Origin of the sequence: Nonomuraea sp. NPDC049637, from assembly GCF_040675235.1 — a bacterium.
In the GTDB taxonomy this organism is placed as follows: Bacteria; Actinomycetota; Actinomycetes; order Streptosporangiales; family Streptosporangiaceae; genus Nonomuraea.
Window position 1 is genome coordinate 160,642 of record NZ_JBFAOM010000015.1, and the last position, 26,963, is coordinate 187,604.

The window sequence follows — 26,963 nt, forward strand, 5'->3', positions numbered from 1 at the left end:
AGAACAAAACTCTATTCACCGTCGCTGGTGCCTGCCGGGGAACTCGCCGACGAGCACCTGTTTGGGGGTGACGCGCAGCACGTCCGGGCCGGCCAGGGCGATGCCGCGCACCTCCACCCAGAACCGCCGCTGCAACGGGTCGGCCGCGAACACCGCGACGCGCGGGTCGGCCGCCACGCCCTCCCACGCCTCCGGCCCGGCGATCAGCCGCAGCTCGCCGGAGGAGGTGACGGATCCGGCCGCGCCCACGACCCGGGGGCCCGCGGGATCGCCGTAGGACAGGACGAGGCTCCTGGCGTAGGAGAACGCCTGGCGCGCCTCCGGGGTCAGGGCCACCGAGGGCGCGCCGCCCATGGGCAGGTCGCACATGACGAGCGAGGCCCGCCAGGGCCCCGGCGCGCCGCGCCACCACGCGCGCAGGGCGCGGGCCGCGAACACCGTCATCGCCGCCCCGAGCGCGGCCACCCCCGCCCGCCAGCCCCAGGCCGACCCCAGCGCGCCGCCGACGGCGCAGCCGAGGGCGGCGAGCGCCACGAGAACTCCCGCGGCGAGCAGCCATCCGTCGCCCCCGCGGCGGGCCCGCAGCCAGGCCCGCACCAGCGGGAACGGCACCGCCACCGCCGCCACCGCGGCCCGCGGCTCGACCGCCAGCGCCCCGCCGACCAGCGGCACCAGCACCGACCAGGTCCTGATGAGCACGATCCACAACGTCACGCCGGCGTTCCTGGCCGCCGTGCGCTCGCCCGTGACGCGGGCCAGCTCGGCCAGCGCGGGCATCGGCCGCCCCCGCCACGCCTCTGCCAGCACCCGGACGACCGCCAGCGCCGGCCACATCAGCACCACGATCCCGGCCAGCCCCGCCCACACCGGATCCCGCCAGGACGGCGCCGCCGGCACCGCGCCCAGCAGCAGCCACCCCGTGAACGCCGGCACCGACAAGGCGGCCGACGCCACGGCCGCGCCCAGCCAGGGATCGCGCCCGGCCATGGCCGGCACGTACGCCCAGACCCCCACCCGCCGCGCCTGCCGGACCGTCAACGGCACCAGCGCGGCCAGCGCGGCGAACCCGCACCACCGCGCCCACACCGCCGAGTCGAGGGCGAGCGCTGCCGCCGCGACGGCGATCGTGGCCACGGCGAGCAGCAGCCGGGCCTGGCGCGCCCACACCTCCAGCGCCCGCCTGGCGCGTCCCGTCTGGCGCGGGTCGACCGGCCAGGCGGGGTCGTGGTGCGGGCGCGGACGGTCCCAGCGCAGCAGGCACAGCGCCAGGTTCACGCGGGCCTGCGGATGGGCCGGAGCCGTGGCGAGCGCGGCGCGGTAGGCCCGCCCGGCCTCCCGATGGTCGCCGCGCAGCAGCGCCAGGTCGCCGAGCAGGACGTCGGGGTCGGCCTCCTCGGGGGCGAAGCGCGCGGCCAGCACGGCGTCGGCGGCCGCCGCGGACCAGCGGCCGGGGATCCGGCGGGAGATCGCGGCCCGGCGCAGGCGGGCGGACCAGGAGCCGGGCGCGAGGTCCACCGCGCGTTCGGCCGGGGGGAGGGCGTCGGCGTCGCGGCCCTGGCGTTCGTGGGCCAGGCTGATGAGGCGGCAGGCCCATTCGTCGCCGGGGTCGAGGTCGGCGGCCCGGCGCGCGGCCTCCAGCGCCGATTCGGGACGGCCCGCGTTCAGCCTGGTCAGGGCCTCGGTGCACCACTCGCGTGAGGACTTATCGGAAATATCGTCTTTACCGGCACTTCCAGCGTTCCCCACGGCTTCCATGATCGGGTGACGGATGGGGGTTGGGTAGATCCGGACATATGGCTGTATCTCACTAGAGAGGTGGGGGGCCTCGCGGATCGGCCCATACCGCTATGCCGGGCGCCTGGCATGGCCTAAGCTGCCACGCAAGCCGGAGTGGAGAGCCGCGGCAGGAGAGGGCGCGAGACCGCCCCCCGTGAGTTCCCCCGCTTTCGACCGTTGCGCACGTGCAGGCCCTGGTGACCGGATCGGCCTGCAAGGAGGCCCATGACCGTCACCCAGGCCGCACCCCTCGTACGGCGTGCCGATCGCCCGCGGCGGGACAACCGCTGGGCCGTCCTCGTGCTGCTCTGCCTGAGCCTGCTCCTGATCACGGTCGACGCCACCGTCCTGCACATCGCGGTGCCCGCGCTCACGGCCGCGCTCGAACCGTCCTCCGTCGAGCTGCTGTGGATCATCGACAGCTACTCGCTCGTCGTCGCGCCGCTGCTCATCGTCTTCGGCACGCTCGGCGACCGCTACGGCCGCAAGCGGCTGGTCCTGGGCGGGTTCGTGCTGTTCGGCGTGGCCTCGGCGGGAGCGGCGTTCGCGCCCACGCCGCTGACCCTGATCCTGGCCAGGGCGCTGCTCGGCGTCGGCGGCGCCATGATCATGCCGGCCACGCTCTCGCTGATCCGCCAGGTGTTCACCGACCGGCGCGAGCGGGCCGTCGCGCTCGGCGTCTGGAGCGCGGTCGCCGCGGCCGGGGCGGCGGTGGGCCCGCTGATCGGCGGCGTGCTCGTCGGCCTCTGGTGGGGCGCGGTCTTCCTGATCAACGTGCCGATCCTGCTGGTGCTGCTGCCCCTGGCCGTCCGGCTGCTGCCGGAGTCGCCGCTGCGCAGGGAACGTCCTTGGGACGCGACGAGCGCCGTGTTGTCGGTGCTCGGCCTGCTCGCCCTGGCCTTCGGGCTGAAGGAGGCCGGGGCGGGGACCCTGCTGCCGTTCTGGGCCTCGGTGCTGGTCTTCCTCGGCGGCGCCGGCCTGCTGGTCGCGTTCGTCCGCCGCCAGTCCCGGCTGCCGGCGCCGCTGCTGGAGCTGGCCCTGTTCCGGCGGCGCGAGTTCACCACCGGCGTGGCCGGCGTGCTGCTGGGCGTGTTCGCGCTGGTCGGGCTCCAGCTCATGCTGGCCCAGTACCTGCAGCTCGTGCTGGGCGACAGCCCGGTGCGCGCGGCGGTCAGGATGTTGCCGCTGGTGCTGTCGGCCGTCACCGGCGGGCTCGCGGCGGCCCACATCCTGCCCAGGATCGGCATGCGGGCCACGATGAGCGGCGGGCTCGGGCTCGTCGCGCTGGCCCTGACGCCCACGCTGGGCTGGGGCGTCGAGGGCCATCCCGTGATGCTGGCGGTCTGCTTCGTGGGCATCGGGTTCGGCGTGCAGGTGGCGCTGCTGGCCGCCTCCGACACGATCATGTCGTCGGTCCCCGAGTCCCGGGCCGGCGGGGCCGCGGCCATCGAGGAGACCGCGTACGAGCTGGGCGCGGGCCTCGGCGTCGCCGTGCTGGGCACGATCACCACGCTCGCCTACGCGCCCGCCCTGCCCGCCGTGCCCGGCGTGTCGGCGGGCGGCATGGACCAGGCCAGGCAGTCGCTGGCCGGCGCCGCCCACGTCGCCCGCGAGATCGGCGGCAGCACCGGCGACGCGCTGCTCGGCGCCGCACGCTGGGCCTTCGTCAACGCCCTGCACACGACCGTGGTCGTCAGCGTCGTCCTGCTCAGCCTCACCGCCGTCGCGGTGGCCATGCTGCTCAGCCGTGATTGAGGTGTGCCGTGTCCCGCACCGGGCAGACAAATACCGTGAAACAGGCCCTGCGTGATGTCGCCGCCTTAGTCGCCCGCGTCGGCGTGGGCGGCATCTTCTTCGCCAACGGCTGGACCAAGCTGGAGGACGGCCTCACCGCCACCGGCGCGAAGTTCCTCCAGCAGGGCGCGCCCGCGCCCGGCGCGTGGGCCACGGTCACCATGCTCACCGAGCTGATCGGCGGGGCGCTGCTGATCGCCGGGCTGGGCGTCGCCGTCACCGGGCTGATCCTGTTCGCCGAGGCGCTCGGCGTCTTCCTGGTGGCCCCGCCGCTCAACCCCATCAGCATGAACGAGCTGATCCTGCTCGGAGCGGCCGCCATCCTGCTCGCCGTCGTGGGCGCCGGGCGGCTGTCGGTCGACCACATGGTGGTGATCCGCAGGCGGGAGACGGAGGCGGCCAACGAGTTCGCCGCCGATGCCGAGGCCGACCGGGTCATCGCCTCGCTGCGCGACGCCGACGCGCCCGCCCGCCAGTCGAGACCGGCCGAGGACGCCGTCCCGCCCGCCCGCCGGTCGAAGCCCGCCGAGGACGCCGTCCCGGAGGAGACCGGTCAGCAGTCCGAGGACGCGCCCTCGCCCATGACGGACACCATGCCGCACCCCCGGCCCCGCACCCGGCCCGCCGCCCCGCCGGCGACCGAGGAGCCCGCCCCGGCCCCCGTGCCCGGCGACACGCTGGTGGCGGGCCGCAAGAAGCCCGCGCCCCGCGGACGCCGTCCCTCAGCGGAGGGCTGAGCGGGCGGGCACCCGCAGCGCGCCCTGGGTGAGCGCGATGGCCAGCAGGATGACCAGCGCGCCCACCGGCTGGTTCCAGGTGATCGTCTCGTCGAGCAGCAGCACGCCGGAGGCCACCGCGAACACCGGCAGCAGGTACGTCACCGTCGAGGTCGTCGTCACGCCCGCCAGGGCCTGGACCCGGTACAGCAGCAGGTAGGCCACGCCCGTGCCGAGGCCGCCGAGGCCCAGCAGGCTCCACCAGACCTCGGCCGGCGCCGCGGTGTCCACCAGCGGCACGCCCGCCACCAGCGTGATCACCGCGAGCTGGACCGCCCCGGTCAGGAGCTGACCGGCGGCCAGCACCACCGGCGGCTCGGACCGCCGCCCGGTGATGAAGCGGCCCATGTACGCGCCGCCGACCCCGTAGCAGAGCGCCGCCCCGAAGCAGGCCAGGCTGCCGCCGAGCTGTCCGCCGGCCATGGGCTGCCACACCCCGAGCACCACCATGACGCCGGCGAACCCGAGCCCGAGCCCGGCCGCCCGCGCGGCGGTCGCCCGCTCGGCCCGCAGCACCAGCGTGAAGGCCAGGGTGCACAGCGGCGTGGTGGCGTTCCAGATGGCGGCGACGACGGAGGAGACGTACTGCTCGCCGTAGGCGAACAGGGTGAAGGGCAGCGTGGTGAGCACGACGGAGGCGATCTGGAAGTGCCCCCACAGCCGCGGGTCGCGGGGGAGCGGCCGCCTGGTCACCGCGAGCGCGACCAGCAGGGTGAGCGCGCCGACGGCCATGCGGCCGAACGACACCTGCAGCGGGTGCAGCGCCCCCACGGCGATCTTGATGAAGAAGAAACTGTTGCCCCAGATGGCGGCCAGCAGCAGGAACGCGGGCAGCCACCTCCCCGCGGCCTCGCTGCGCACGTACGCCTCCCGTAGATGAACCATCGAGGAGCGTAGCGGTCAGAACCGACAATTGGGAGAAGTCACATGTCGGCGGTGAGCCGGGCCACCACCCGCATCTTGTTCATCGCGTCCAGCGCCGCCACCTTGTACGACTCCGCCAGCGTCGGATAGTTGAACACCGCGTTGACCAGGTAGTCGACGGTCCCGCCGCAGCCCATCACGGTCTGGCCGATGTGCACCAGCTCGGTGGCCCCCGTGCCGAACACGTGCACGCCCAGCAGCCGCCGGTCCTCCGAGGAGACCAGCAGCTTGAGCATCCCGTACGAGTCGCCGATGATCTGCCCCCTGGCCAGCTCCCGGTAGCGCGAGATGCCCACCTCGAACGGGATCCGGTCGCGGGTCAGCTCGTCCTCCGACTTCCCGACGAAGCTGATCTCGGGGATCGTGTAGATGCCGATGGGCGGCAGCTCCCGCAGCTCCGCCACGGGTTCGCCGCACGCGTGCTGGGCGGCCACCCGGCCCTGCTCCATCGAGGTGGCGGCCAGCGCCGGGAAGCCGATCACGTCGCCGACCGCGTAGATGTGCGGCACGGCCGTGGCGTAGTGCTCGTCCACCCGGATCCGGCCGCGGTCGTCGGCGGTCAGCCCGGCGGCCTCCAGGTTCAGCTCGGCCGTCTTGCCCTGGCGTCCTGCCGAGTACATGACGCAGTCGGCGGGGATGCGCTTGCCGCTCTCCAGCAGGGTCAGCGCGCCGCGCGGGCGGCGTTCGACGGCGGCGACGTGCTCGCCGAAGCGGAAGGTCACCGCCAGGTCGCGCAGGTGGTACTTGAGCGCCTCGACGATCTCCAGGTCGCAGAACTCCAGCATGCGCTCGCGCCGTTCGACCACGGTCACCTTGGTGCCGAGGGCGGCGAACATGGAGGCGTACTCGATGCCGATGACCCCGGCGCCGACCACGACCATGGTCTCGGGCACCCGGTCCAGGTGCAGGATCGCGTCGGAGTCGATGACCGTGCGCTCGTCGAACTGCACGCTGTCCGGGCGGGCGGGGGAGGTGCCGGTGGCGATCACGATCCGGTCGGCGGTGACCTTGCGCTCCTCCTCGCCGCTGATCCCGATGGTGTGCGGGTCGAGGAAACGTCCGGTGCCGGGCAGGACCGTGACGTGGTTGCGGCCGAGCTGGCTGCGGATCACCTGGATCTCGCGGCCGATCACGTGCTGGGTGCGCATCCCGAGGTCGGCGACCGTGATCTCGTCCTTGACGCGGTAGCTGGCGCCGTACAGCTCGCGCTGGTTGAGGCCGGTGAGGTAGAGGACCGCCTCGCGCAGCGTCTTGGACGGGATCGTGCCGGTGTTGATGCAGACGCCGCCGATCATGTTCCGTTTCTCGACGACGGCGACGCGCCGGCCCAGCTTCGCCGCCGCGATGGCGGCCTTCTGCCCGCCGGGACCGGAGCCGAGCACCAGCACGTCGTAGTCCGCCACATCGCCCAGTGTGAGCGCGCGGGGTTACCGGCGGAAGACCCGTCGGCCAGACTGCGCGTATGCAACGTGCATTCCGTCAGGTCGACGTGTTCACCTCCGTCCCCTATCGCGGCAACCCGCTCGCGGTCGTGCTCGACGGCCGAGGGCTGGACACCGAGGAGATGCGGCGCTTCGCCGCCTGGACGAACCTGTCCGAGACGACGTTCGTGCTGCCCCCGACCGTGCCCGGGGCCGACTACCGGGTGCGGATCTTCACCGGGGGCGGCGAGCTGCCCTTCGCCGGGCATCCCACGCTCGGCACCTGCCACGCCTGGCTGGAGGGCGGCGGCCGGCCGCGCGACGCGGCGGAGATCGTCCAGGAGTGCGAGGCCGGGCTGATCCGGGTGCGCAGGACCGCGGACGGGCTCGCCTTCGCCGCCCCCGAGCTGCTGCGGTCGGGGCCGGTCGAGGAGGAGCTGGCCGAGCGGCTGGCCGAGACCCTGCGCATCGGCCGCGAGCGCATGCTGGCCGTCGAATGGGCCGACAACGGGCCCGGCTGGGTGGTCGTCCTGCTCGCGGCCGCTGAGGAGGTGCTGGAGCTGCGGCCGGGCGCGATCGAGCACATGGTCGGCGTGGCGGGGCCCTGCCCGGAGGGCTCGCCGTACGAGTACGAGGTACGCGTGTTCGCCCCCGACGTCGAGGATCCGGTGACCGGCAGCCTGCACGCGTCCCTGGCGCAGTTCCTGCTGCGCACGGGGCGGGTGAAGGCGCCGTACACGGCGGGGCAGGGGACCGTGCTGGGCCGGGCCGGGCGTGTGCGGATCACCGCCGACGAGCGGGACGTGTGGGTCGGCGGGTCGGTCGTCACCTGCGTCAGCGGCCAGGTCGCGTTGTGAAGCGCACCTGGTCGCCGGGCCGCAGCTGCGCCGCGACCGGCAGGTCGGCCTGCCGCACCACCGCGATCACCGGGTAGCCGCCCGTGGGCGGGTGGTCGGCGAGGAACACGATCGGCTGCCCGCTCGGCGGCACCTGGACCGCGCCGGTGACCATGCCCTCGCTCGGCAGCTCGCCCTTCCTGGCCCGCCTCAGCTCGGGCCCGCGCAGCCGCACCCCGACGCGGTTGCTGTCCTGGCTCACCTCGTACGGCCCCCCGCACAGCGTCTCCAGCGCCCCCGGGACGAACCAGTCGTCCCGCGGCCCGGCGAGCACCCGCAGCACGGCGGGCGCGGGCCCCGGCGGCGGCGCCAGGTCCACCGAGATCTCCCCGGCGGCGGACCCGCCCACCGGCAGCAGCGTCCCGGCCCGCAACGGCTCGGGGCCGAGCCCCGACAGCGAGTCGGTGGACCGGCTGCCCAGCACCGGCTCGACCGCGATGCCGCCGCGCACCGCCACGTACGTGCGCAGCCCCCACTGCGGCGGCCCCAGCCGCAGCTCGCCGCCCGGCGGCACCCAGAACGGCGCGCCCATCCGCGCCTGCGCCGGCGCGCCGGTCAGCGCCGCCCATGCGCCCTCGTGGAACCGCAGCCGCGCCAGCCCGAACGTCACCTCGATGCCCGCCGCGTCCTCGCGGTTGCCCACCAGCCGGTTGGCCAGCCGCAGGCTCGGCGCGTCGGCCGCCCCCGAGCGCGGGACGCCCAGATGGGCCAGACCGGGCCGCCCGAGATCCTGGACGGTCGCGTAGGGGCCGGGCGCGATCACCTCGATCATGCGCGCTCGAACCGCACGCGCATCCCCGGCCGGAACAACGACGGCGGCTCGGCCGTCACGTCCCACACCCGCGTCGCCGTGCGCCCCAGCAGCCGCCACCCGCCGGGCGAGGCGGTCGGGTAGACCGCCGAGTACGGCCCCGCGACCGCCACCGAGCCGGCCGGCACCGACGTGCGCGGCGTGTCCAGCCGGGGCACCTCCAGCACCGGGTCGAGCCCGGTCAGGTAGGCGAACCCCGGCGCGAACCCCAGCCACCCGACCACCAGCTCGCGCCCGGTGTGCCGGGCGACCACCTCCTCGGCCGGGATCCCGGCCAGCGCCGCCACGGAATCGAGATCGGCCCCGTCATAGACGACGGGAATCGTCACCGACGGCCCGGCGTCGGGGACCGGCTCGCCCGCCCGGCCCGCCGATCCGGCCAAGGCCGCCAGCCTGGCCCGCAACCGCCCCGGATCGGCGCCCGGCGCCACCACGAGCACGGTCTCCGGCCCCGGCACGACCTCCACGACCCCGTCGGGCCGCTCGGCCCGCAGGGCCGCGTCGAGCCGATGGGAGGCCGCCAGTGACCCGGTCTCGACGAGCAGCGCGTGCTCTCCCACCGGACGGATCACGCGAACGCCTGCAGGACCACTCCGGCCGCCAGCAGGTCGTTGCGCACGGCACGGGCCAGCCCGACGGCGTCAGGGGTGTCTCCGTGGACGCACAGCGACCGGGCGGAGACGGACACCGTACTGCCGTCGACGGCCGTCACAGAGCCCTCCAGGGCCATCCGGCGGGCCCGTTCGGTCACCGCCGCGGCGTCGTGGATCACCGCGCCCGCCTCGCGCCGCGGCACCAGCGCCCCCGCCGCCGTGTACGCCCGGTCGGCGAACGCCTCGCTCACCGTCGGGACGCCCGCCGCCGCGGCCACCCCGTGCACCGCCGAGACCGGCAGCGTCAGCACCGGCAGCGACGGGTCGTAGTCGGCCACGGCGTCGATCACCGCCGCCGCCTGCACCTCGTCGCGGCAGACCCGGTTGTACAGGGCGCCGTGCGGTTTGACGTAGGAGACCCGGCCGCCCATCGCCCTGGCGACGCCGTCGACGGCCGCGAGCTGGTAGAGCACCTCGGCGCACAACTCCTCGGGCTCGACCTCCATCTCCCGGCGGCCGAAGTGGGCCAGGTCGCGGTAGGACACCTGGGCGCCGATCGACACGCCGCGGTCGACGGCCGCGGCGCACGTGCGCCTGATCGTCACGGGGTCGCCGGCGTGGAAGCCGCAGGCCACGTTGGCGCTGGTGACGATGTCGAGCAGCGCGAGGTCGTCGCCGAGCCGCCAGATGCCGAAACCCTCACCGAGGTCGGCGTTGAGGTCGATCACCATCCCACCATCATGACGCAGCGCTACCTCGGCGCGACGAACAACGTCTGAGTCGCCGTGCCGACTTCGCCGCGCTCGTCGTACAGGGTGGTGCGGGTCAGGCCGCGGCCGGAGGGGCCGATCGCGGTGGCCGCGTCCATGCAGGTCCACTCGCCCACCGGCGTGCGGAACAGCGAGATCGTCAGGTCGACGTTGACGAACACGTGGGTGGCGAAGTCGAGGGCCGGGCTGACGCCGTTGCCGCTGTCGGCGAACGCGGCCAGCCGTTCGAGCGGGGTGATCTCCTCGCCCTCCACCAGCGGCACGGTCAGCCTGCCCCACACCGTGGCCGGGCCGGTCAGCATCGGGCCGCCGCGGGCGAACCGCCAGTCGAACGCCCTGCCGTAGCCGAAACCCGACACCAGGTAGGACGCCGCGTGCTCGGGCGAGGGCGGCGGCACGGGCGCGGGCGGCCCGGCGACGGGCGTGGCGGGCGTGTCGGCCTCGCGGATGCGCCACGCGGTGGCCCTGGCGTACTCGCGCCCGCCGGACAACACGGCCGCCGACAGGCACTGCACCCGCTTGCCGTCGCGCACGACGTCGGTGACGACCTCCAGCTCGGCCACGGGCACCGGGGCGAACACGTCGACCGCCAGCCTGGACAGCGCCAGGCCGGGCAGCGGCGCGGTGCGGTCGAGCTCGTGGACCATCAGGGCGGTCACCGGGCCCATGTGCTGGGAGCCCGGGTCCCACGGCCCCTGGGTGTGCTCGGAGGCGAGGTAGCGGCCCATGGCCAGCCGGCGGTACATCGACATGGGACGGACTCTAGATCTCGTCGGGGATGTCGGCGATGTCGTCGAGCGCGGCGGCCAGCTCGTCGGGGTCGCCGCCGATGCGCTCGGCGATCTCGATCAGCACGTGGAGCACGTCGTGGCGGTCGTGGCCGAGGTCGAGCAGGCGCTGGGCGGCCTCCCACAGCTGGGGCGGATCGCCGTCCCACAGCCGGGTCGCGATCTCCTCGTGCCAGGCCAGGTGCTCCTGGTCGATCACGCCGCCGTGGTCGATCTCCAGTAACGTGCGCCGGTCGGCCTCGTCGGCCGGGTTGAGCCGGTCGAGGTCGATGCCGTTGTGCACGCCCTGCAGGTAGGGGAACGCGAACACCCGCCGGGCCAGCGCCGACAGGTCGCCGTCGGGCAGCAGCCGCTCCAGCAGCGGCCGGTCCAGCCCGAACGACGTGGGGTCGCGGTAGGCCTCGGGGAACTTGCCCGTGGCCTCCCACACCGCGTCGAGCGTGGCCTTGAGCCCCTGCTCGGGCAGGCCGGTGCGGCGCGCGGCGAAGCGCACCCACGCCGACAGCACGTGCGGCATCGCCTCCTGCTCGGCCACGCTGAGCATCACCTTGCGCGGCAGCCAGTCGAGCAGGAACGTCTCGCACTTGGTCGGGCTGACCCGCAGCGGCCGGTTGAAGTCGCGCTCGCAGCCGTAGTCGATGATGTGGTCGGCGCAGCGCGAGGCCGCCGACGGGTCGGACAGGTGCTCGGCCGCGTCGGAGGCCAGGAACTCGGCGGCCAGCATGGCCCGCCGCTCGCGGCTGTAGGGCGCCTCGATGTGCAGCGGCGCCGGACGTTTGCGGCCCGGCGGCAGCGCCTTGAGCCGGGCGCGGGCGAAGGCGTGGTAGGCGCTGTAGCTCTCGCTCACCGGCGGCGGCGTCTTGGGCTCCCTGGTGGCCTTCATGGCCGACTCCAGCAGCGCCCTGGCCTGCTCGGGCTGGATCTCCTCGAACAGCAGCATCGGGTTGCCCGCCGCCTCGGCCCTGGCCTGCTCCAGCAGCTTGTCGACGTGCGAGGACACCCACGCGTCGCGGGCCATGCCGTTCATGTTGTGGTCGACGACCACCACCAGCGCGTGCCGGTCGCTCGGCGCCGATGCCTCGTTCCAGCGATAGGCGAACGTGCAGATCACCGTGTCCTGGTCGCCGTAGGCGTCGCGGGAGACGTAGCAGCCGGTGGGCTTGACCGCGCCGACCTTGTCGGCCCAGCCCGGCCTGGCCACGCCCGACTCCATCATCGCCAGCGCCGCGCCCTCGGCCTTGGCGCCCTGGCGGGCGGTGCCCAGGTAGGCCAGGCACACCAGCAGCGTCAGGGAGGCCGGGGTGCCGGCCTTGGCCGCGTAGTCGACCAGGCCCTCCCCGAGGACCTGCTCCACGTCACCGCCCCTGACCCGCCTGCCCCACCAGGCCCCGATCATGTCTGAGACCATCAGCTCCGCGTCGAGAGGGCTGCGCACCGCGAGCAGCTCGCGGGCCGCCTGCACCATCTCCTGGAACACGTCGTCGGGCGGGCTGCTCTCCCGGGGATCTCGTCGGTGTCGGCGCACGCCCTCACTCTCTCGTATTCCAGGCGCAAACGGTGAAGAGAACTCGGCCTGGTGACCCCGATGTTATCGGTGGAGCCGCGATCAGCGGGGACTTCGGGGCGGCGGGGCGGAGTTCACGATGGCGAGCAGGTGCTCGCGCGCGATGCGCTCCACGACCTCCGGTGTGGGCGGGACGCCGAGATGCTCGGCGCACGCGCACACGTCGGCCACGCACCGGTCGATCGTGTCCACGGGTACGGTCAGGAACTCTTCGGCCAGCCGGAGACTGACCGGCTCCCTGAGGAAGCGTGTGGCCAGAGCGAGCATAGATGTGAGATTCCTCTGGAGACCCGGGAGCAAACCCCCAGGAACGTATGCAGGGTGACTTGCGCTCCCATTTCATCTTTTCTCGGCCTTGTGTCAAGGCTCTGAGGCGCCTGTGTTCGCTTCTCGTGCAAAGCTGTTTCCATGCGCATCCAGCTCGCCCAGCGGGACGAGGCAGACGAGCTCCTCGGCCGCAGCCCGCTCGCCCTGCTCGTCGGCATGCTGCTCGACCAGCAGATTCCCATGGAATGGGCGTTCACGGGGCCGTACACCATCTCGGAGCGGCTGGGGCACGACCTGACCGCCGAGGAGATCGCCGCCTGCGACCCCGAGGCGTTCGCCGCGCTCCTGGCGCAGAAGCCGGCCGTGCACCGCTATCCCAAGTCGATGGCCGCCCGCGTCCAGCAGCTCGCCGCCTACCTCGTCGAACACTACGACGGGCGGCCCGAGCTCATCTGGAGCGACGCGGCCGACGGGAAAGACTTGTTGAAACGACTGCAGGCCCTTCCGGGATACGGCAAGCAGAAGGCCCAGATCTTTTTGGCATTGCTGGGCAAGCAGCTGGGGGTCCAGCCGTCAGGCTGGCGTGAGGCAGCCGGACTCTACGGCGAGGAGGGGTCATACCGTTCGGTCGCCGACGTGGTCGACACCGACAGCCTGGGCCGGGTGCGCGCCGCCAAGCAGGAGGCCAAGCGCGCGGCCAAGGGCGAGTAACCTGATCTTGCTGCGCAATGTGGAGCGACTTTGACAGGATGCGTTGACCCTTATGGCGACCGGGCGGCGGCGGGGGCTTCCGTCGGCGCATGCCCATCGCCGATGATGTACTGCAGAATCCGGTCGCCCGGAGCTGCGCTACGCCGATACACAGTTATGGAGATGTGCCGCGTGGGAGACCCTGGCACGCGACGGAGGTGCCGACCATGAGCGCCGAGACCTCCGTTCCCCGTCCCCGGGAGTCGGATGTGGACATCTCAGACTCCGCCCTGTTCAAGGGCATGCTGTCGGAGGCCGAGTTCGCCTTCGCGTTCTTCGACGGCGATGGCCGCGTCCAGCGGGTCAACGACGTGTTCAGCGACGTCGTCAGCGTGCCCGCCGAGCGCCTGGTGGGCCGCCTGCCGGTCGAGGTGCTGGCGGCCGACCTGAGCCAGATCATCACCCACGCGGTGCAGGCCGTCATCGAGAGCGACGCGCCGGTCACCGAGGGCCGCGTGCGCGTGCGGTCCGCCGAGGGCGACACCCGCCACTGGTCGCTGTCGTTCTCGCCGGTCCACGACGAGGCCGGCGAGCTGCGCGCCATCGCGCTGGTGGGCCTCGACGTGACCGAGAGCCGGCAGACCGAGGAGGCGCTGCGCCGCAGCGAGGAGCGTTACCGCTCGCTGGTCGAGGCGCAGTCCCAGCTCGTCTGGATCACCTCGCCCACGGGCGCCGTCGTCGAGGACGCTCCCCAGTGGCGCGCCATCACCGGCCAGGGGCTGGAGGAGTACCTCGCCAACGGCTGGCTGGAGGTCGTCCACCCCGAGGAGCGCCAGCAGACCGAGGAGGCCTGGCGCGAGGCGCTGCGCGGCCGCACGATGTTCGAGTGGAACTACCGGGTCCGCACCCGGGCCAGCGGCTACCGCCACTTCGAGGTGCGTGCGGTGCCGATCATCAGGCACGGCAGGGTCGTGGAGTGGGTCGGCGCCAACACCGACGTCACCCCGCAGCGCGAGGCCGAGGAGATGCGCGGGAGGCTGACCGACCAGCTCGGCGCCGCCGCCCTGCGCACCGCCCGGCTCCAGGGCGCGACCGCCCAGCTCGCCGAGGCCCTGACGGTCGAGCAGGTCGTCCAGGTCATCATCGACGTCGGCCGCACCGCCCTGGCCGCCGACCGCTCGGCCGTGGCGCTGCTCGACACCGACCGCGCCGCGCTCAAGCTGGTCAACGGCGAGGGCATCCCCGAGGTCCAGGGCTCGGGCGACGAGATCCCGCTGTCCCACTCCAACGTGATGACGATGGCCGTCAACAGCCGCCGTCCGGTCTTCGCCGAGTCGCCCGAGTCGCTGAAGGCCCAGCTGCTGGAGGCCGGCGACGACGAGGAGGCCCTCGCCGGGTTCATCAGCCAGGGCGACGAGCGCGCCTGGGTCGGCCTGCCGCTGCTGGCCGCCGGCCGGGCGCTCGGCGCGCTGCGCTTCTCGTTCACGCGCCCGCAGAAGATCTCCCAGGAGGACGGCGTCTTCCTGGAGGCGCTGGCCGGGCAGTGCGCCCTGGCCGTCGAGCGGGCCACGCTCTTCGAGCGCGAGCACCGCACGGCCGAGACGCTGCAGCGCAGCCTGCTGCCCGACCGCCTGCCCGTGGTCAAGGGCCTGGTGCTGGCCCAGCGCTTCCGTTCGGGCAGCCGCCACGTCCAGGTCGGCGGCGACTGGTACGACGCGTTCGTCCTGCAGGACGGGCGTGTCGCGGCGGTCGTCGGCGACGTCATGGGCAAGGGCGTCAAGGCCGCGGCGGGCATGGGCCGCATCCGCAACGCGATGCGGGCGCTCGCGCTCACCAACCCGCCGCCCGCGGCCGTGCTCACGGGCCTCGACCGGGTCTTCGAGGCCACGGAAGAGGAGGAGCAGGTCACCACGCTGGCCTACATGGTCGTCGAGCCGGTCACCGGCGAGGGCACGCTGGCCATGGCCGGCCACCCGCCGCCCGTCCTCGTCTCGCCCCAGGGCACGGCGATCCTGTGCGACGCCGAGCCCGGCACGCCGCTCGGCTGGCCGACCAGCCGCCGCCAGTTCCGGTTCGTGGTGCCGCCGGGACACACCGCGGTGCTCTACTCAGACGGTCTCGTGGAGAACAGGAAGCGAGGGCTTGACGCCGGTCTCGCAGAGATTTGCAGTGTTGTGACCGAAGCGCCGCCTGAGGTGGTCAGCAGTCCGCACATGTTGCTGGACTTCCTGGTTGACCGGATGTTGTCTGGATATGAACAGGATGATGACGTTACCGCGCTCGCAATTCACGTCCCACCGGCCACGAAGAGTGACTGAATGAAACAGTCATAACGGTTGCTTTCGGGTATCAGTGCCCCGCTTACGTACGCACTACTGTCTTGGTCGGCCTAGGGTGGAGGACAACCGCCGGGAGGTGGCCGTATGGAGTGCGGGGTCGTGCCACAATGCTGTGTCAGGTCCGTCGCGCTTCGCACGGCCTCACCGATCTCCGAGAGAGGCAACAGCCCCCAGCGGGCATCTGGGTCCATTGTCGCCACGCGTTCGTTCGAGAGGTGTTCGTGTCGCCTGCAAGTTCGACTCGCTCGAAGCCACAAGAGCTGAACGAGCCCGTCATTCAGCGACTGCTCGAGCGTGGGCGCTCGCAGGGTTTCCTCGAGTCTGAGGATGTCCGTCAGGCCTTCGAGGAGGCGGACATCCCCATGTCGCACGCCGCCGCGTTCTTGCGGAACCTCAGCAAAGAGGGCGTGACCGTGGTGGTGACCGCCGCGGATTCGGCTGCGCCGAAGAAGTCTCGTGGTCCAGCAAAGCGCCGCACCGCTGCCCCCGTCAAGACCAAGACGGCAGCGGCCGCCAAAGAGCAGCAGCCCGAGACCGTGACCGCGGTCGTGGGCGCCGCTGAGGCCGAGCCGGCCGCCAAGAAGCCGGCTCCGGCCAAGAAGGCCGCTCCCGCTCCGAAGAAGGCGGCTCCGGCCGCCGCCAAGAAGGCCAAGCCAGAAGTCAGCGCTGGGCCTGCCGAGACCAAGCCGAAGGCGCCCGAGGGCCTCAAGGCGACCGACGCGGACGACGACGACGATCTCGAGCTCGACGGCGACGTGGAGCTGGAGGACCTCGAGGACATCGAGGTCGACGACATCGTGGCCGAGGACGACGCCGACTCCGAGGGTGACTCCGACTCCGACGACGACTCCGACGACGAGCCCAAGGCCGCCGACGTCGTCGCCGCCACCGCGGACAAGACCGAGGACGAGGTCCTCATCCTGTCCGACGACGACGACGACGCCCCGGTCGCCCAGGTGGCCGCCGCCGGCGCCACCGCCGACCCGGTGAAGGACTACCTCAAGCAGATCGGCAAGGTCCCCCTGCTCAACGCCGAGCAGGAGGTCGAGCTGGCCAAGCGCATCGAGGCGGGTCTGTTCGCCGAGGAGCAGCTCGGCGGCGGCGAGACCGAGAGCCTGCCGGTCGACGTCCGGGCCGAGCTCGAATGGATCGCCGAAGACGGCCGCCGGGCCAAGAACCACCTGCTGGAGGCCAACCTCCGGCTCGTGGTCTCGCTGGCCAAGCGCTACACCGGGCGCGGCATGCTGTTCCTCGACCTGATCCAGGAGGGCAACCTCGGCCTGATCAGGGCCGTGGAGAAGTTCGACTACACCAAGGGCTACAAGTTCTCCACCTACGCCACGTGGTGGATCCGGCAGGCGATCACGCGTGCCATGGCCGACCAGGCGCGGACCATCCGCATCCCGGTCCACATGGTCGAAGTGATCAACAAGCTGGCCCGCGTCCAGCGGCAGATGCTGCAGGATCTCGGCCGCGAGCCCACGCCGGAAGAGCTGGCCCGCGAGCTGGACATGACGCCCGAGAAGGTCGTCGAGGTCCAGAAGTACGGCCGCGAGCCCATCTCCCTCCACACCCCGCTGGGTGAGGAGGGCGACAGCGAGTTCGGTGACCTCATCGAGGACTCCGAGGCCATCGTGCCGGCCGACGCCGTCAGCTTCACGCTGCTGCAGGAGCAGCTGCACTCCGTTCTCGACACGTTGTCGGAGCGCGAGGCGGGCGTCGTGTCGATGCGGTTCGGCCTCACCGACGGGCAGCCGAAGACGCTCGACGAGATCGGCAAGGTTTACGGGGTCACCCGTGAGCGCATCCGCCAGATCGAGTCGAAGACCATGTCCAAGCTGCGTCACCCGTCCCGGTCCCAGGTTCTGCGCGACTACCTGGACTAGGAGCCACCTCGTCGATCGCCCCGTCCGGAACCCTCCGGGCGGGGCGATCGCCGTTTTCGGGGGCCTCAGGCCGGGTCGGTGACGTGCACGTCGAGGAGCCAGGGGCGGTTCGTCCGCGCGGGCTCGGCGAGGTCGACCGTCCAGCCCAGGTTGCCGAGGATCTTGGCCAGCTCGCCCGGCGTGCCGGGGGCCTCCTCCTGCTGGAGCAGGACGCGGGCGATCTCGCCCCGGGTGGCCTTGGCCATGTGGCTGACGACCTTGCCGTCGCGGAAGACGCGTACCGACACCGACCGGTCGCCGGGCTGCCACGCCCCCGCGTACGTGGCCGAGCGCAGGTCCACCACCAGCCCCGGAATCCGGTCCAGCTCCTTGGCCAGGTGCGTGCGCCAGTAGGCGGCCAGGCCGCCCAGCGGCGGCAGGCTGACGCCCATCGACAGGCGGTACGGGGGCACCCGGTCGGAGACGCGCAACACGCCCCACAGGCCGGAGAAGATCAGCACGGACTGCTCCGCCCTGGCCCTGGCGGCGTCGTCCAGGGTGTTCAGGCCGAGGTTGTCGTACAGGACACCGGTGTAGAGGTCGGCGGCGGGAAGGGTGGGGGCGGTCCTCACCACCGTGTTCTTGACCGCCTCGCCCGCCAGACCGGGCGTCAGCCCGAGCACCTGCGCGGCGTCGCGGCGCTTGGAGGCCCGGATGAGCGCGGTCACGACCCGCTTGCGGGCACGGTCGAGCTTGGGGAAGGACAGCTCGCCGAGCGGCGGACCGCTCCCCTCGGCGGCCTTTCCTTCGGACGGCGGCAGCAGAATCAGCACAACCCCACACCCTAACGGGCCGGTCAGAGGGCGTTCGCGCTGGTCGGCTAGGCTGCGCGGATGAACGTCGACCTGCTGGTGCACCAGGCGTGGCCGGCCTACGAGCAGCGTGTCCACGACGGCTGGGTGCTGCGTTCCGCCGGCGGCGTGACCAAACGGGCGAACTCGGTGCTCGCCCTGAATGCGCCTGCCGACCTGGACGCCGCGATCGGCGCCGCCGAGGCGTTCTACGGCGAGCGGGGACACAGCTGCGCCTTCTCCGTCGGCCCCGGCACCTGGGCCGGTCTGGACGCCGAGCTGGCCCGCAGAGGGTACGAGCTGGTCGATCCGACGGTCATCATGGCCGGATCGCCGTCGGCCGAGCCGGGCGGCCCCGTGCGGATCGAGGACCATCCGTGGCCGGAATGGCTGGAGACCTGGTGGTCCGTGGACGGCCGGTACGGCGCCGGCCTGGAGGAGGCCGCCCGCATCTGCACCGGCGTGCCCGCCTGGTACGGGGCTGTCGAGGAGGACGGCGTGCCGGTCGCGGTCGGCCGGGTCGTGCCGCAGGGGGACATGGCGGGGATCTTCTGCATGGCGACGTTGCCGCAGGCCCGGCGGCGCGGGCTGGCCCGTACGGTGTTGCGCGCCCTGACCGGGCATGCCGGGGCGAAGAGCGCGTACCTCGTCACCACCGAGCCCAACCACGGGGCTCAGGCTCTGTACCGCGGTGAGGGTTTCCAGACCGTCGGCCGCTACCACTACCGCGTGCGGACACTCTGACCCAGGGCGCACAAAGGCCCTGGACCAGGACGTTCGCGGCCAGAACCGGGGAGGGGGCTCGGCCTGCATGCAGCCCTGACCCCCATGCGGCGGGCCTGGTGTACGGCGGCCCCGGCCCGAACCACCACCTGCGCACGATCCGGGGCCACTGCCTGCACAGGGCCGGGACCAATGCGTGCGGCCTGAACACCCCCTGAGTGTGCCCTGGACACCATCTGCGCGTCGCCCGAGTCACCGCCTGCGTGCGCCCTGGGTCACTACACGCGTGCGGCCTGAGCAGATGCCTGCGTGCCCTGTGGGCCACTGCAGGGGTGACTCCAACCACCGCCTGCGCGGCCTGGACGACTACGTGCGTACGACCTGAGTCGCCGCTGGCGGGCGCCTGGGCCACCGGCTGGGGGCGGGCTGGGCGGGCCCCCAGGACGGGGCTGAACGCAGAACGGCGACCCCGGCGTGGTGCGCCGGGATCGCCGAACTGGTCGTGCAATATGTGGTTATGTGATCACAACGAACGCGTCAGCGGTCGTCGTTGGGGTTCATTGACGGGGTTTCGCTGAGGCGAGCCGACTCGTCCAGGATGTCGGCGCCCTTTTCGCGCAGCGCTGCGACGTGCTGACGCCCATGGTGGGCGCAGAACAGCAGCTCCCCACCAACAGGCAGGGTCGCGCGAATGTAGGCCTGGGCGCCGCAGCGGTCGCAGCGGTCGAGGGCCGTCAGCGGCTTAACGGGGGCGAGAGCTCCAGTCACGTATCGCCTTTCGGGTCACCCCCGCCGAAGCGAGGATCTGGCGTCAGTCACTTGAGACAACATCTAACCGGACGTGGACGTTCCCAACCTCCGCCTCGCTACGCCCAGAGCAGAATGTGTCCGAAAGTAATGGTGATCAGCCGGTTGGTAACGGCAAACGTGTCGCCATGGCAAGCTTGTACGCGCGCCTGAGGGAAGAACGGTAGGCTACGCACACGTGTTCGATGCTTAGACCAGGGGAGCAAGAGTGACGGTAGTGGAGGCGGGTTACACAGCTCGTCACCTGTCGGTGCTTGAGGGCCTCGAGGCCGTACGCAAGCGGCCGGGCATGTACATCGGGTCCACCGACAGCCGCGGGCTCATGCACTGCCTCTGGGAGATCGTGGACAACGGGGTCGACGAGGCCCTGGCCGGCCACTGCGACCGCATCGAGGTCGAGCTCTACGCCGACGGCTCCATCGAGGTGCGGGACAACGGCCGCGGCATCCCCGTTGACATCCACCCCAAGACCGGCCTGGCCGGCGTCGAGCTCGTCTACACCAAGCTTCATGCCGGCGGCAAGTTCGGCAGCGGCTCCTACGGCGCCTCCGGCGGCCTCCACGGCGTGGGCGCCTCCGTGGTCAACGCCCTGTCCTCGCGGCTCGACGTCGAGGTCGACCTCGACGGCCGGGTCCACGAGATCAGCTTCAGGCGCGGCGTGCCCGGCGTCTTCGACGGCGACGGGCCCACGGCCAAGTTCAAGAAGAAGTCCGGGCTGCGGATCGGCGGCAACCTGCCCAAGAACGTCACGGGCACCCGGGTGCGCTTCTGGGCCGACAAGCAGATCTTCCTGCCCGACGCCGAGGTCTCGCTCGACGAGATCCACGTGCGCCTGCGGCAGACCGCGTTCCTGGTGCCCGGCCTGACCCTCGCGGTCTTCGACAGCAGGGGCGAGGAGCGCACCGGCGAGGAGTTCCGCTTCGACGGCGGCATCTCCGAGTTCACCGAGTTCCTGGCCCGCGACGAGCCCGTCTGCGAGGTGCTGCGGCTGCAGGGCGTGGGCCACTTCCACGAGACCGTGCCGGTCCTCGACGACCAGGGCCACATGACGCCCACCGAGGTGCAGCGCGAGCTCACCGTCGACGTGGCGGTCCGGTGGGGCAAGGGTTACGAGTCGACCGTGCGCTCGTTCGTCAACGTGATCGCCACGCCCAAGGGCGGCACCCACCTGACCGGTTTCGAGCGCGGCCTGGTCCGCACGATCAACGAGCTGCTGCGCGAGACCCGGCTGCTGAAGAGCGGCGACGACCCGGTCAACAAGGAGGACATCTCCGAGGGGCTGACCGGCGTGGTCACCGTCCGGGTGCCCGAGCCGCAGTTCGAGGGGCAGACCAAGGAGGTGCTCGGCACCTCCGCGGCCACCCGCATCGTCTCCCACGTGGTCTCGCGCGAGCTCAAGGAGCTGTTCGCCAACCCGCCGCGCGGGTTCAAGCAGCCGCTGCGGGCCGTGCTGGAGAAGATCGTCGCCGCCGCCAAGGCCCGCATCGCGGCCCGCGAGCACCGTGACAACCAGCGGCGCAAGAGCGCCCTGGAGAACTCCGCGCTGCCCGCCAAGCTGGTCGACTGCCGCAGCGACGCCGTCGACCGCAGCGAGCTGTTCATCGTCGAGGGCGACTCCGCGCTCGGCACGGCCAAGCTGGCCCGCGACTCCGAGTTCCAGGCGCTGCTGCCGATCCGCGGCAAGATCCTCAACGTGCAGAAGGCGTCCGTGAGCGACATGCTCAAGAACGCCGAGTGCGCCGCGATCATCCAGGTGGTGGGGGCCGGGTCGGGGCGTTCGTTCGACATCGAGGCGGCCCGCTACGGCAAGGTCATCCTCATGGCCGACGCCGACGTCGACGGCGCGCACATCCGCTGCCTGCTGCTCACCCTGTTCCACCGCTACATGCGGCCGATGGTGGAGGCCGGCCGGGTGTTCGCGGCCGTGCCGCCGCTGCACCGCATCGAGCTCACCAACCCCGGGCGCGGCAAGGAGAAGTACATCTACTGCTACTCCGACGCCGAGCTGCAGAAGGTCCTGCGCGACCTGGAGCGGCGGGGCAAGCGCTGGAAGGACCCGGTGCAGCGGTACAAGGGCCTGGGGGAGATGGACGCCGACCAGCTCGCCGAGACCACGATGGACCCGCGGCACCGCGTGCTGCGCCGGGTGCGCATCGAGGACGCCGAGGGGGCCGAGGCCATCTTCAGCCTGCTGATGGGGAGCGACGTGGCGCCGCGACGGGAGTTCATCGTCAGCAGCGCGGCCGAGGTCGACCGCGATCACATCGACGCCTGAGCCCTGAAGCGCCCACCCGGGGTCACATGCCTGGCCCCGGGTTTTGACGACGCCGGCGCACGGAACGTCTCGGATCCCGGAGGTCTGGCGCCATGCCTGCGGCGCTAGCGGGCTTCAACGTCATCGGCAGGGGCGACGGGCCATTTCCGGCTGAGGAAAGGGGCCTTTGAGCCAGGCCCGCCAGGGTCGTCAAACAGCCCTTGCCGTACCGAACGTGTAGCGCTCGCGCATCCGCCGGAAGGTGCGCCACCCCGCCCACGAGGGCTTCCTCATGCCAGCCAGCGCGCCATCCGCTGCCACTGCCACACCTCCTCGGGGTCGCCAAGACGCCCTGATGGCGGGGGGCCGTTCCGAGGCCCTAGACATAGCCCCCCGAGCCAGACATGTCCCCCGAGCCAGACATGTCCCCCGAGCCAGACATGCCGCACTGAGCCCGATGCCGGTCCGGATCCGGTGTCCTCCTGAGCTCGGCGGCGGCCTGGCCCTCTGACGCCGACATCACCTTGTGCCCATGGGCCAAGGTGAGGCACGGTGACGTGATTTTCGGTGGTCCCCTGAAGCCCGGCCCAGGGCGCAGTCCGATGGCACGGGGGTCGAAGCCCCTCCCGGCGGGCTAAATCGTCGGTGGCATGCGAGATCGAGCTGCCTGAGAAAGACCACGCGCGACAGAGGGCGCGTCACCGCAAGCCCCCAACGTCCTCAGCCTGATGTGCTACCAGGGCGGGCTCTCTGGCCGCGGAAGCGACGGGCCGTTGGGGCCTGTTCATGGTCCAGGTCCACGCCGGGGCATCGACCGGGGCTGTCGGCGGGTCAGGTTGGGCCGTTACTCGCAACCAGCGCCGCTCGGGTGTGCTCGTAGTGGCCGTGAAACCGGTCGTCACGGTGGATGCTGGTGAGGAGCGATGTGGCGCTTGCGGCGTCGAGGGCCATTGCACGAGCTTCGTTGGGCGGCCCTGCACCGGACCAGCGCTGCGGCTAGGCCCCCCAGAGCCTTAGGCGGGGTTCTGAGGTCACACGGCTGGGGCCAGGGCGTTACAAGGGCGTTGTGGAGGCTTCTGGGGCCTCCTGGCGCGGCTTGATGTGGCGGGCGGGCGGGCTTCTTGGTGTTGCGGTGCGACTGGGGGGGCGAGGGATGACGGCCTGGCCGGGCGCGCATCGAGGTGGGCGAGGGCGGGCACGTGCTCGGCTGAGGCCGCTCAGCCCAGCCCCCAGGACGAACTGCTAGGGCGGAGTGGGCCCAAGAGGGAGGGGTGAGGGACCCGAGGAGGCGCGAGGGGGCAGGCCGTGTCTCCGGCACCGGGCAAGCTGGGCCATGGGGGCGGCCTCATGTCGGCCAGAGGGGCCGCGAGAGAAACCGAGCCGTCATTGGGCGTCGGGATGTAGGGGCGGCCAAGCGCGGTCGGCCGTCGCCGGGGCGCCATTTGGAGCGGTTGAGGCGGGGAGCTCGGGGACCAGGCCGGAGAGCCGAGGAGCCAGCATGCCGGGAGCCGGGGGGCCGGGGGGCCGGGGAGCCGGGGTGCTGGCGTGCTGGGGTGCTGGGCACGGGGGCGGGGTTGTCGCGCGGGGGGCAAGCGCCCTTCCTCTGCCCGCACCGCCACGCTTGTGGCATGGGTGGCGACGCCAGGGGGCCAGGGCGGTGGCGGGAGCATCCGGTGTGAGGGGCGTTTGAGAGGCGGTGAGAGGAGGCCGGGCTGTTAAGGCGAGGGTTCGAGCTGGAAGGGGCTGGTGGGGTTGGGGGAGACGGGGGAGCGCGGTAGGGGTGCTGAGGGCGGCAGTGGGAATTCCTGTTGGGTTTGAGTGCTCTTGGCGCATGAGCCCTTGCGGGTGGCGGATGGCTGGTCCTGGGGCTGGTGGTTCTGCCGCTCTGCGGTCTCGGGCTCGGTCCTTGCGAGGGCGGTCGGGTTTGGCCCGCCGCCGCTGTCGTCAGGGCTCCGGCTGCGGCGGTGCGGGGTGGTTACGGTCGTGCTGCGAGCGCCGTGCCTATACGGAAGGTAAGCGACAGTTACGTAGTGTCATCCACGGGTCGGTGGGGTACGGGCGGGACGCAGCCGTTTCGCGGATCACCTCCGGGAACGAGTCATGCCAGATCCCCCACGAAACGGACGGCCCGATGGGCAGGGAGTGGGGCGGCGATGGGGGCGGTCGCGGGGGCGGCGGCGGTGGATCTGGGGGCGGCGCGCATGCAGATGGCGTTGTCGCTCGGCTGGCACATCATCATCGCCTGTCTCGGCGTCGGCATGCCCGCCATCACCCTGCTGGCCGAGTGGCGGGGGCATCGCACCGGGGACAACAACTACCGGTTGCTGGCGCGGCGCTGGGCCAGGGCGCTCGGGGTGCTGTTCGCGGTCGGCGCGGTCTCCGGGACGATCCTGTCGTTCGAGATGGGCCTCCTGTGGCCGGGCATGATGGGCGTGTACGGCGAGGTCATCGGTCTGCCGTTCTCGCTGGAGGGCATCGCGTTCTTCGTCGAGGCCATCTTCCTCGGCATCTACCTGTATGCCTGGGACCGCCTGCGCCCCGTCGCGCACCTGCTGACCGGGATCCCGATCGTGCTGGCGGGGGTGGCCAGCGCGTTCTTCGTGGTCGCCGCCAACGCCTGGATGCAGCAGCCCGCCGGGTACGAGGTCGCGGACGGCCGGATCGTGGCCGTCGATCCATGGGCGGCGATGTTCAACCGGGCCACGCCGCCCCAGACGGTGCACATGATCCTGGCGGCGTTCATGGTCGCCGGTTTCCTGATGGCCGGCGTGTACGCGGTCGCCATGCTGCGCGGCCGCCGCGACCGCTACCACCGGCTCGGCCTGCTGCTGCCGCTCACGGTCGCGGCGGCCGTCACGCCCGTGCAGATCGGCGTCGGCGACTGGGCCGCGCACTTCGTGGCCGAGTACCAGCCGGTCAAGCTGGCCGCCATGGAGGGCGTGTTCCGTACGGGCCGGGACGTGCCGCTGCACCTGGGCGGGATCGCGGTGGACGGCGAGCTGAGGTACGCCCTGGAGATCCCCTACGGCCTGTCCCTGCTGGCCCACTGGAACCCGCACGCGGAGATCGCCGGCCTGGAGCAGGTGCCGCCCGCCGACTGGCCGCCGGTCAACCTGGTGCACTGGGCGTTCCAGATCATGGTGCTGGTGGGCTTCGGGCTGCTGCTGCTCGGAGCCTGCCTCGCGCTGTCCTGGAAACGGCGGCGGGACCTGCCGGAGTCCCCGTGGTTCCTGCGTGCCGCCGCGCTGTCGGGCGTGGCCGCCGTGCTGGCGCTGGAGAGCGGCTGGGTGGTCACGGAGGTCGGACGTCAGCCGTGGATCGTGTTCCGGGTGATGCGCACGGCCGAGGCGGTCAACCCCGCGCCGGGCCTGGTGTACGGGTTCGCGCTGGTCACGGCGGTCTACGTGGTCCTGACCGTGGCCACCGTGTACGTGCTGCGCCGCCTGGCCCGCGACGTGCCCGTGCCGCTGGCGCCGCAGGAGCGCGACGTCGCCGGCTACAAGGTCGTGTGACGATGCCGCTGCCGCAGATCATGCTGGCCGTCCTGTGGGTCGGGCTGACGGCGTACGTCCTGTTCGGGGGCGCCGACTTCGGCGGCGGCGTCTGGGACCTGCTGGCGGGCGGCGCCGAGCGCGGCCGGCGGCGGCGGGACCTGGTGGAGCACTCCATCGGGCCGGTCTGGGAGGCCAACCACGTCTGGTTGATCTTCGTGATCGTGCTGGCCTGGACCGGCGTGCCGTCGGTGTTCGCCTCGGTCGCCTCCACCCTCTACATCCCGCTCACGCTGGTGGCGCTGGGCGTGATCGGGCGCGGCGCGGCGTTCGCGTTCCGCAAGGTCTCCTCGCGGCTCTGGCAGCGGCGGCTGTTCGGCGCGACCTTCGCCTTCTCCTCGGTGGTGACCCCGTTCTTCCTCGGCGCCGCGGCGGGCGGCATCGCCTCCGGCCGGGTGCCGCCCGGCGTCGCCAAGGGCGACCTGGTCGGGAGCTGGGTCAACCCCACGTCGATGGCGGTCGGCGCGCTGGGCGTCGGCACGGCCGCGTACCTGGCCGCCGTCTATCTGACCCGCGACGCCCAGCGCGGCGGCCAGGAGGACCTGGCCGAGGAGTTCCGGCGGCGGGCGCTGGGCTGCGGGGCGGTGGTCGGCGTGCTGGCGGCGGTGAGCCTGCTCGTGCTGCGCGCCGACACGCCCGCCCTGTTCGCCGAGCTGACCACCGGCCGCGCCCTGCCGCTGCTGGCGCTGTCGGTGCTGGCCGGGCTGGCCTCGCTGGTGCTGCTGTGGCGGCGGGCCTATCTGGCGGTACGCCTCAGCGCCGCGCTGGCCGTGACCGGTCTGCTGTGGGGCTGGGGCGTGGGGCAGTACCCCGTGCTGCTCCCCGGCCTCACCCTCGACCAGGCCGCGGCCACCGACGCGGTGCTGGGGGCCAGCCTGGGCTCGCTGGCCGTCGGCGCGGTCCTGCTGGTGCCGTCGCTGTGGTGGCTGTACGCCACCTTCCAGCGCGAACGCGGCGAGATCAGTCGCCGACCGGCGTGAGCAGGCCCGTGCGCACGTCGTAGATCGCGCCCGTCACCGGCATGCCGGCGGGCAGGAACGGGGTCGTGCGGATGCGGGTGAGGTCGTGGCGCAGCGCCTCGCCCTGGTCGGGGACGGTGTGGAACTCCAGGCTGCGCGTGTCCACCCCGCGGGCGCTGGTCAGGTCGTGCACGTCGGCGTCCGTCACCTTGGTCATCCCGCAGTCGGTGTGCGGCATGACCAGGACGCGTTCGACGCCGAGCAGGTACACGGCGAGCACCAGCGTGCGCAGCACGTCGTCGGTGACCCGCGCGCCGGCGTTGCGCAGGATCTTGGCGTCGCCGGGCTGCAGGCCCAGCAGGCCCAGCGGGTCGATGCGGGAGTCCATGCAGGTCACCACGGCAAGCCCGCGGGCTGCCCGGCCGGTGAGCCCGGAGTCGCCGAAGTCCTTGGCGTACTTCGCGTTGGCGGCATACAGGTCGTCGAACGCAGTCATGCCTCAGATCTTCCCGCACGTCCCAAAGCTGATGCTTTCCGGGGTGGC

22 protein-coding genes are annotated in these 26,963 nt (G+C 72.4%); 10 read left to right on the forward strand and 12 right to left on the reverse strand.

Annotation, left to right across the window (positions count from 1 at the left end):
* Positions 1-15 precede the first annotated feature (15 nt).
* On the reverse strand, positions 16-1,746 hold the full coding sequence (locus tag AB0J71_RS22335; RefSeq protein ID WP_352326849.1) for a hypothetical protein: 1,731 nt from the start codon (positions 1,744-1,746) through the stop codon (positions 16-18).
* A 255-nt stretch (positions 1,747-2,001) separates the two neighbouring features.
* Here AB0J71_RS22335 and AB0J71_RS22340 point away from each other — a divergent pair, with 255 nt between their 5' ends.
* Positions 2,002-3,531 carry an MFS transporter gene (locus tag AB0J71_RS22340; RefSeq protein ID WP_352326848.1) on the forward strand — a complete coding sequence of 510 codons (1,530 nt, stop codon included), beginning with the start codon at positions 2,002-2,004 and terminating at the stop codon, positions 3,529-3,531.
* Between the two features lie 35 nt (positions 3,532-3,566).
* Positions 3,567-4,307 carry a DoxX family membrane protein gene (locus tag AB0J71_RS22345; RefSeq protein WP_364415790.1) on the forward strand — a complete coding sequence of 247 codons (741 nt, stop codon included), beginning with the start codon at positions 3,567-3,569 and terminating at the stop codon, positions 4,305-4,307.
* On the opposite strand, the gene AB0J71_RS22350 is transcribed toward AB0J71_RS22345, so the two are convergent.
* Both AB0J71_RS22350 and sthA read right to left on the reverse strand, forming a co-directional pair.
* Positions 4,293-5,231, reverse strand: a complete 939-nt coding sequence (locus AB0J71_RS22350; RefSeq protein ID WP_364415792.1) for a DMT family transporter — start codon at positions 5,229-5,231, stop codon at positions 4,293-4,295. The genes AB0J71_RS22345 and AB0J71_RS22350 overlap by 15 nt on opposite strands.
* Before the next feature lie 38 nt (positions 5,232-5,269).
* Positions 5,270-6,673: a Si-specific NAD(P)(+) transhydrogenase gene (sthA, locus tag AB0J71_RS22355; protein ID WP_352326845.1), complete on the reverse strand. Its 1,404-nt coding sequence runs from the start codon at positions 6,671-6,673 to the stop codon at positions 5,270-5,272.
* A 59-nt stretch (positions 6,674-6,732) separates the two neighbouring features.
* Here sthA and AB0J71_RS22360 point away from each other — a divergent pair, with 59 nt between their 5' ends.
* Positions 6,733-7,548, forward strand: a complete 816-nt coding sequence (locus tag AB0J71_RS22360; protein ID WP_352326844.1) for a PhzF family phenazine biosynthesis protein — start codon at positions 6,733-6,735, stop codon at positions 7,546-7,548.
* Here AB0J71_RS22360 and AB0J71_RS22365 read toward each other — a convergent pair.
* From AB0J71_RS22365 to AB0J71_RS22390, 6 genes are all read right to left on the reverse strand, one after another.
* Positions 7,526-8,359, reverse strand: a complete 834-nt coding sequence (locus AB0J71_RS22365; protein WP_364415794.1) for a biotin-dependent carboxyltransferase family protein — start codon at positions 8,357-8,359, stop codon at positions 7,526-7,528. The genes AB0J71_RS22360 and AB0J71_RS22365 overlap by 23 nt on opposite strands.
* Entirely contained in the window at positions 8,356-8,970 is a 615-nt protein-coding gene (locus AB0J71_RS22370) for an allophanate hydrolase subunit 1 (RefSeq protein ID WP_364415796.1), read from the reverse strand. Before AB0J71_RS22370 ends, AB0J71_RS22365 begins: the two co-directional genes overlap by 4 nt.
* The gene (locus AB0J71_RS22375) at positions 8,967-9,722 is read right to left on the reverse strand and encodes a 5-oxoprolinase subunit PxpA (RefSeq protein WP_352326841.1); all 756 of its coding nucleotides are present in this window, start codon (positions 9,720-9,722) and stop codon (positions 8,967-8,969) included. The genes AB0J71_RS22370 and AB0J71_RS22375 overlap by 4 nt, the downstream gene beginning before the upstream one ends.
* Before the next feature lie 20 nt (positions 9,723-9,742).
* Positions 9,743-10,513, reverse strand: a complete 771-nt coding sequence (locus AB0J71_RS22380; protein WP_352326840.1) for a thioesterase family protein — start codon at positions 10,511-10,513, stop codon at positions 9,743-9,745.
* 10 nt (positions 10,514-10,523) lie between these two features.
* Complete coding sequence (locus AB0J71_RS22385) at positions 10,524-12,014, reverse strand: hypothetical protein (RefSeq protein WP_364415810.1); 1,491 nt, start codon at positions 12,012-12,014, stop codon at positions 10,524-10,526.
* Between the two features lie 141 nt (positions 12,015-12,155).
* On the reverse strand, positions 12,156-12,380 hold the full coding sequence (locus tag AB0J71_RS22390) for a hypothetical protein (protein ID WP_125639785.1): 225 nt from the start codon (positions 12,378-12,380) through the stop codon (positions 12,156-12,158).
* 141 nt (positions 12,381-12,521) lie between these two features.
* On the opposite strand from AB0J71_RS22390, the gene AB0J71_RS22395 reads away from it, so the two are divergent.
* The 3 genes from AB0J71_RS22395 to AB0J71_RS22405 all read left to right on the forward strand — a co-directional run bounded on the left by AB0J71_RS22395 (position 12,522) and on the right by AB0J71_RS22405 (position 17,295).
* On the forward strand, positions 12,522-13,091 hold the full coding sequence (locus AB0J71_RS22395) for an HhH-GPD-type base excision DNA repair protein (protein ID WP_352329753.1): 570 nt from the start codon (positions 12,522-12,524) through the stop codon (positions 13,089-13,091).
* 206 nt (positions 13,092-13,297) lie between these two features.
* Positions 13,298-15,388 carry a SpoIIE family protein phosphatase gene (locus tag AB0J71_RS22400; protein WP_352329755.1) on the forward strand — a complete coding sequence of 697 codons (2,091 nt, stop codon included), beginning with the start codon at positions 13,298-13,300 and terminating at the stop codon, positions 15,386-15,388.
* A gap of 242 nt (positions 15,389-15,630) precedes the next feature.
* Positions 15,631-17,295: an RNA polymerase sigma factor gene (locus AB0J71_RS22405; protein ID WP_352329757.1), complete on the forward strand. Its 1,665-nt coding sequence runs from the start codon at positions 15,631-15,633 to the stop codon at positions 17,293-17,295.
* A 65-nt stretch (positions 17,296-17,360) separates the two neighbouring features.
* Here AB0J71_RS22405 and AB0J71_RS22410 read toward each other — a convergent pair whose 3' ends face one another.
* Positions 17,361-18,107 carry a peroxide stress protein YaaA gene (locus AB0J71_RS22410; RefSeq protein ID WP_364415798.1) on the reverse strand — a complete coding sequence of 249 codons (747 nt, stop codon included), beginning with the start codon at positions 18,105-18,107 and terminating at the stop codon, positions 17,361-17,363.
* Between the two features lie 60 nt (positions 18,108-18,167).
* Between AB0J71_RS22410 and AB0J71_RS22415 the strand changes: the two genes are divergently transcribed.
* Complete coding sequence (locus AB0J71_RS22415; protein WP_364415800.1) at positions 18,168-18,869, forward strand: GNAT family N-acetyltransferase; 702 nt, start codon at positions 18,168-18,170, stop codon at positions 18,867-18,869.
* Positions 18,870-19,385: 516 nt separating this feature from the next.
* Here the strand turns inward: AB0J71_RS22415 and AB0J71_RS22420 are convergent.
* Positions 19,386-19,616: a hypothetical protein gene (locus AB0J71_RS22420; protein WP_125639804.1), complete on the reverse strand. Its 231-nt coding sequence runs from the start codon at positions 19,614-19,616 to the stop codon at positions 19,386-19,388.
* Positions 19,617-19,863: 247 nt separating this feature from the next.
* Between AB0J71_RS22420 and AB0J71_RS22425 the strand changes: the two genes are divergently transcribed.
* The 3 genes from AB0J71_RS22425 (at position 19,864) to AB0J71_RS22435 (ending at position 26,440) form a co-directional block, all read left to right on the forward strand.
* The gene (locus AB0J71_RS22425; RefSeq protein WP_352327648.1) at positions 19,864-21,930 is read left to right on the forward strand and encodes a DNA topoisomerase IV subunit B; all 2,067 of its coding nucleotides are present in this window, start codon (positions 19,864-19,866) and stop codon (positions 21,928-21,930) included.
* 2,132 nt (positions 21,931-24,062) lie between these two features.
* Positions 24,063-25,421: a cytochrome ubiquinol oxidase subunit I gene (locus tag AB0J71_RS22430; RefSeq protein WP_364415802.1), complete on the forward strand. Its 1,359-nt coding sequence runs from the start codon at positions 24,063-24,065 to the stop codon at positions 25,419-25,421.
* A gap of 2 nt (positions 25,422-25,423) precedes the next feature.
* Positions 25,424-26,440 (forward strand): cytochrome d ubiquinol oxidase subunit II, encoded by a 1,017-nt coding sequence (locus tag AB0J71_RS22435; RefSeq protein ID WP_364415804.1) that lies wholly within the window; start codon positions 25,424-25,426, stop codon positions 26,438-26,440.
* Here the strand turns inward: AB0J71_RS22435 and AB0J71_RS22440 are convergent.
* A complete protein-coding gene (locus tag AB0J71_RS22440) occupies positions 26,421-26,915 on the reverse strand; it encodes a carbonic anhydrase (protein ID WP_352327651.1) in 495 nt (164 codons plus the stop codon). The two genes, AB0J71_RS22435 and AB0J71_RS22440, sit on opposite strands and share 20 nt — an antisense overlap.
* Positions 26,916-26,963: the final 48 nt, after the last annotated feature.

Excerpts from the sequence above, each read along its gene's own strand:
- AB0J71_RS22340 (WP_352326848.1), top strand. The coding sequence starts at position 2,002 with ATGACCGTCACCCAGGCCGCACCCCTCGTACGGCGTGCCGATCGCCCG.
- AB0J71_RS22350 (WP_364415792.1), bottom strand. The coding sequence starts at position 5,231 with ATGGTTCATCTACGGGAGGCGTACGTGCGCAGCGAGGCCGCGGGGAGG.
- AB0J71_RS22360 (WP_352326844.1), top strand. The coding sequence starts at position 6,733 with ATGCAACGTGCATTCCGTCAGGTCGACGTGTTCACCTCCGTCCCCTAT.
- AB0J71_RS22365 (WP_364415794.1), bottom strand. The coding sequence starts at position 8,359 with ATGATCGAGGTGATCGCGCCCGGCCCCTACGCGACCGTCCAGGATCTC.
- AB0J71_RS22375 (WP_352326841.1), bottom strand. The coding sequence starts at position 9,722 with ATGGTGATCGACCTCAACGCCGACCTCGGTGAGGGTTTCGGCATCTGG.
- AB0J71_RS22380 (WP_352326840.1), bottom strand. The coding sequence starts at position 10,513 with ATGTCGATGTACCGCCGGCTGGCCATGGGCCGCTACCTCGCCTCCGAG.
- AB0J71_RS22385 (WP_364415810.1), bottom strand. The coding sequence starts at position 12,014 with ATGGTGCAGGCGGCCCGCGAGCTGCTCGCGGTGCGCAGCCCTCTCGAC.
- AB0J71_RS22390 (WP_125639785.1), bottom strand. The coding sequence starts at position 12,380 with ATGCTCGCTCTGGCCACACGCTTCCTCAGGGAGCCGGTCAGTCTCCGG.
- AB0J71_RS22395 (WP_352329753.1), top strand. The coding sequence starts at position 12,522 with ATGCGCATCCAGCTCGCCCAGCGGGACGAGGCAGACGAGCTCCTCGGC.
- AB0J71_RS22400 (WP_352329755.1), top strand. The coding sequence starts at position 13,298 with ATGAGCGCCGAGACCTCCGTTCCCCGTCCCCGGGAGTCGGATGTGGAC.
- AB0J71_RS22415 (WP_364415800.1), top strand. The coding sequence starts at position 18,168 with ATGAACGTCGACCTGCTGGTGCACCAGGCGTGGCCGGCCTACGAGCAG.
- AB0J71_RS22430 (WP_364415802.1), top strand. The coding sequence starts at position 24,063 with ATGGGGGCGGTCGCGGGGGCGGCGGCGGTGGATCTGGGGGCGGCGCGC.
- AB0J71_RS22435 (WP_364415804.1), top strand. The coding sequence starts at position 25,424 with ATGCCGCTGCCGCAGATCATGCTGGCCGTCCTGTGGGTCGGGCTGACG.
- AB0J71_RS22440 (WP_352327651.1), bottom strand. The coding sequence starts at position 26,915 with ATGACTGCGTTCGACGACCTGTATGCCGCCAACGCGAAGTACGCCAAG.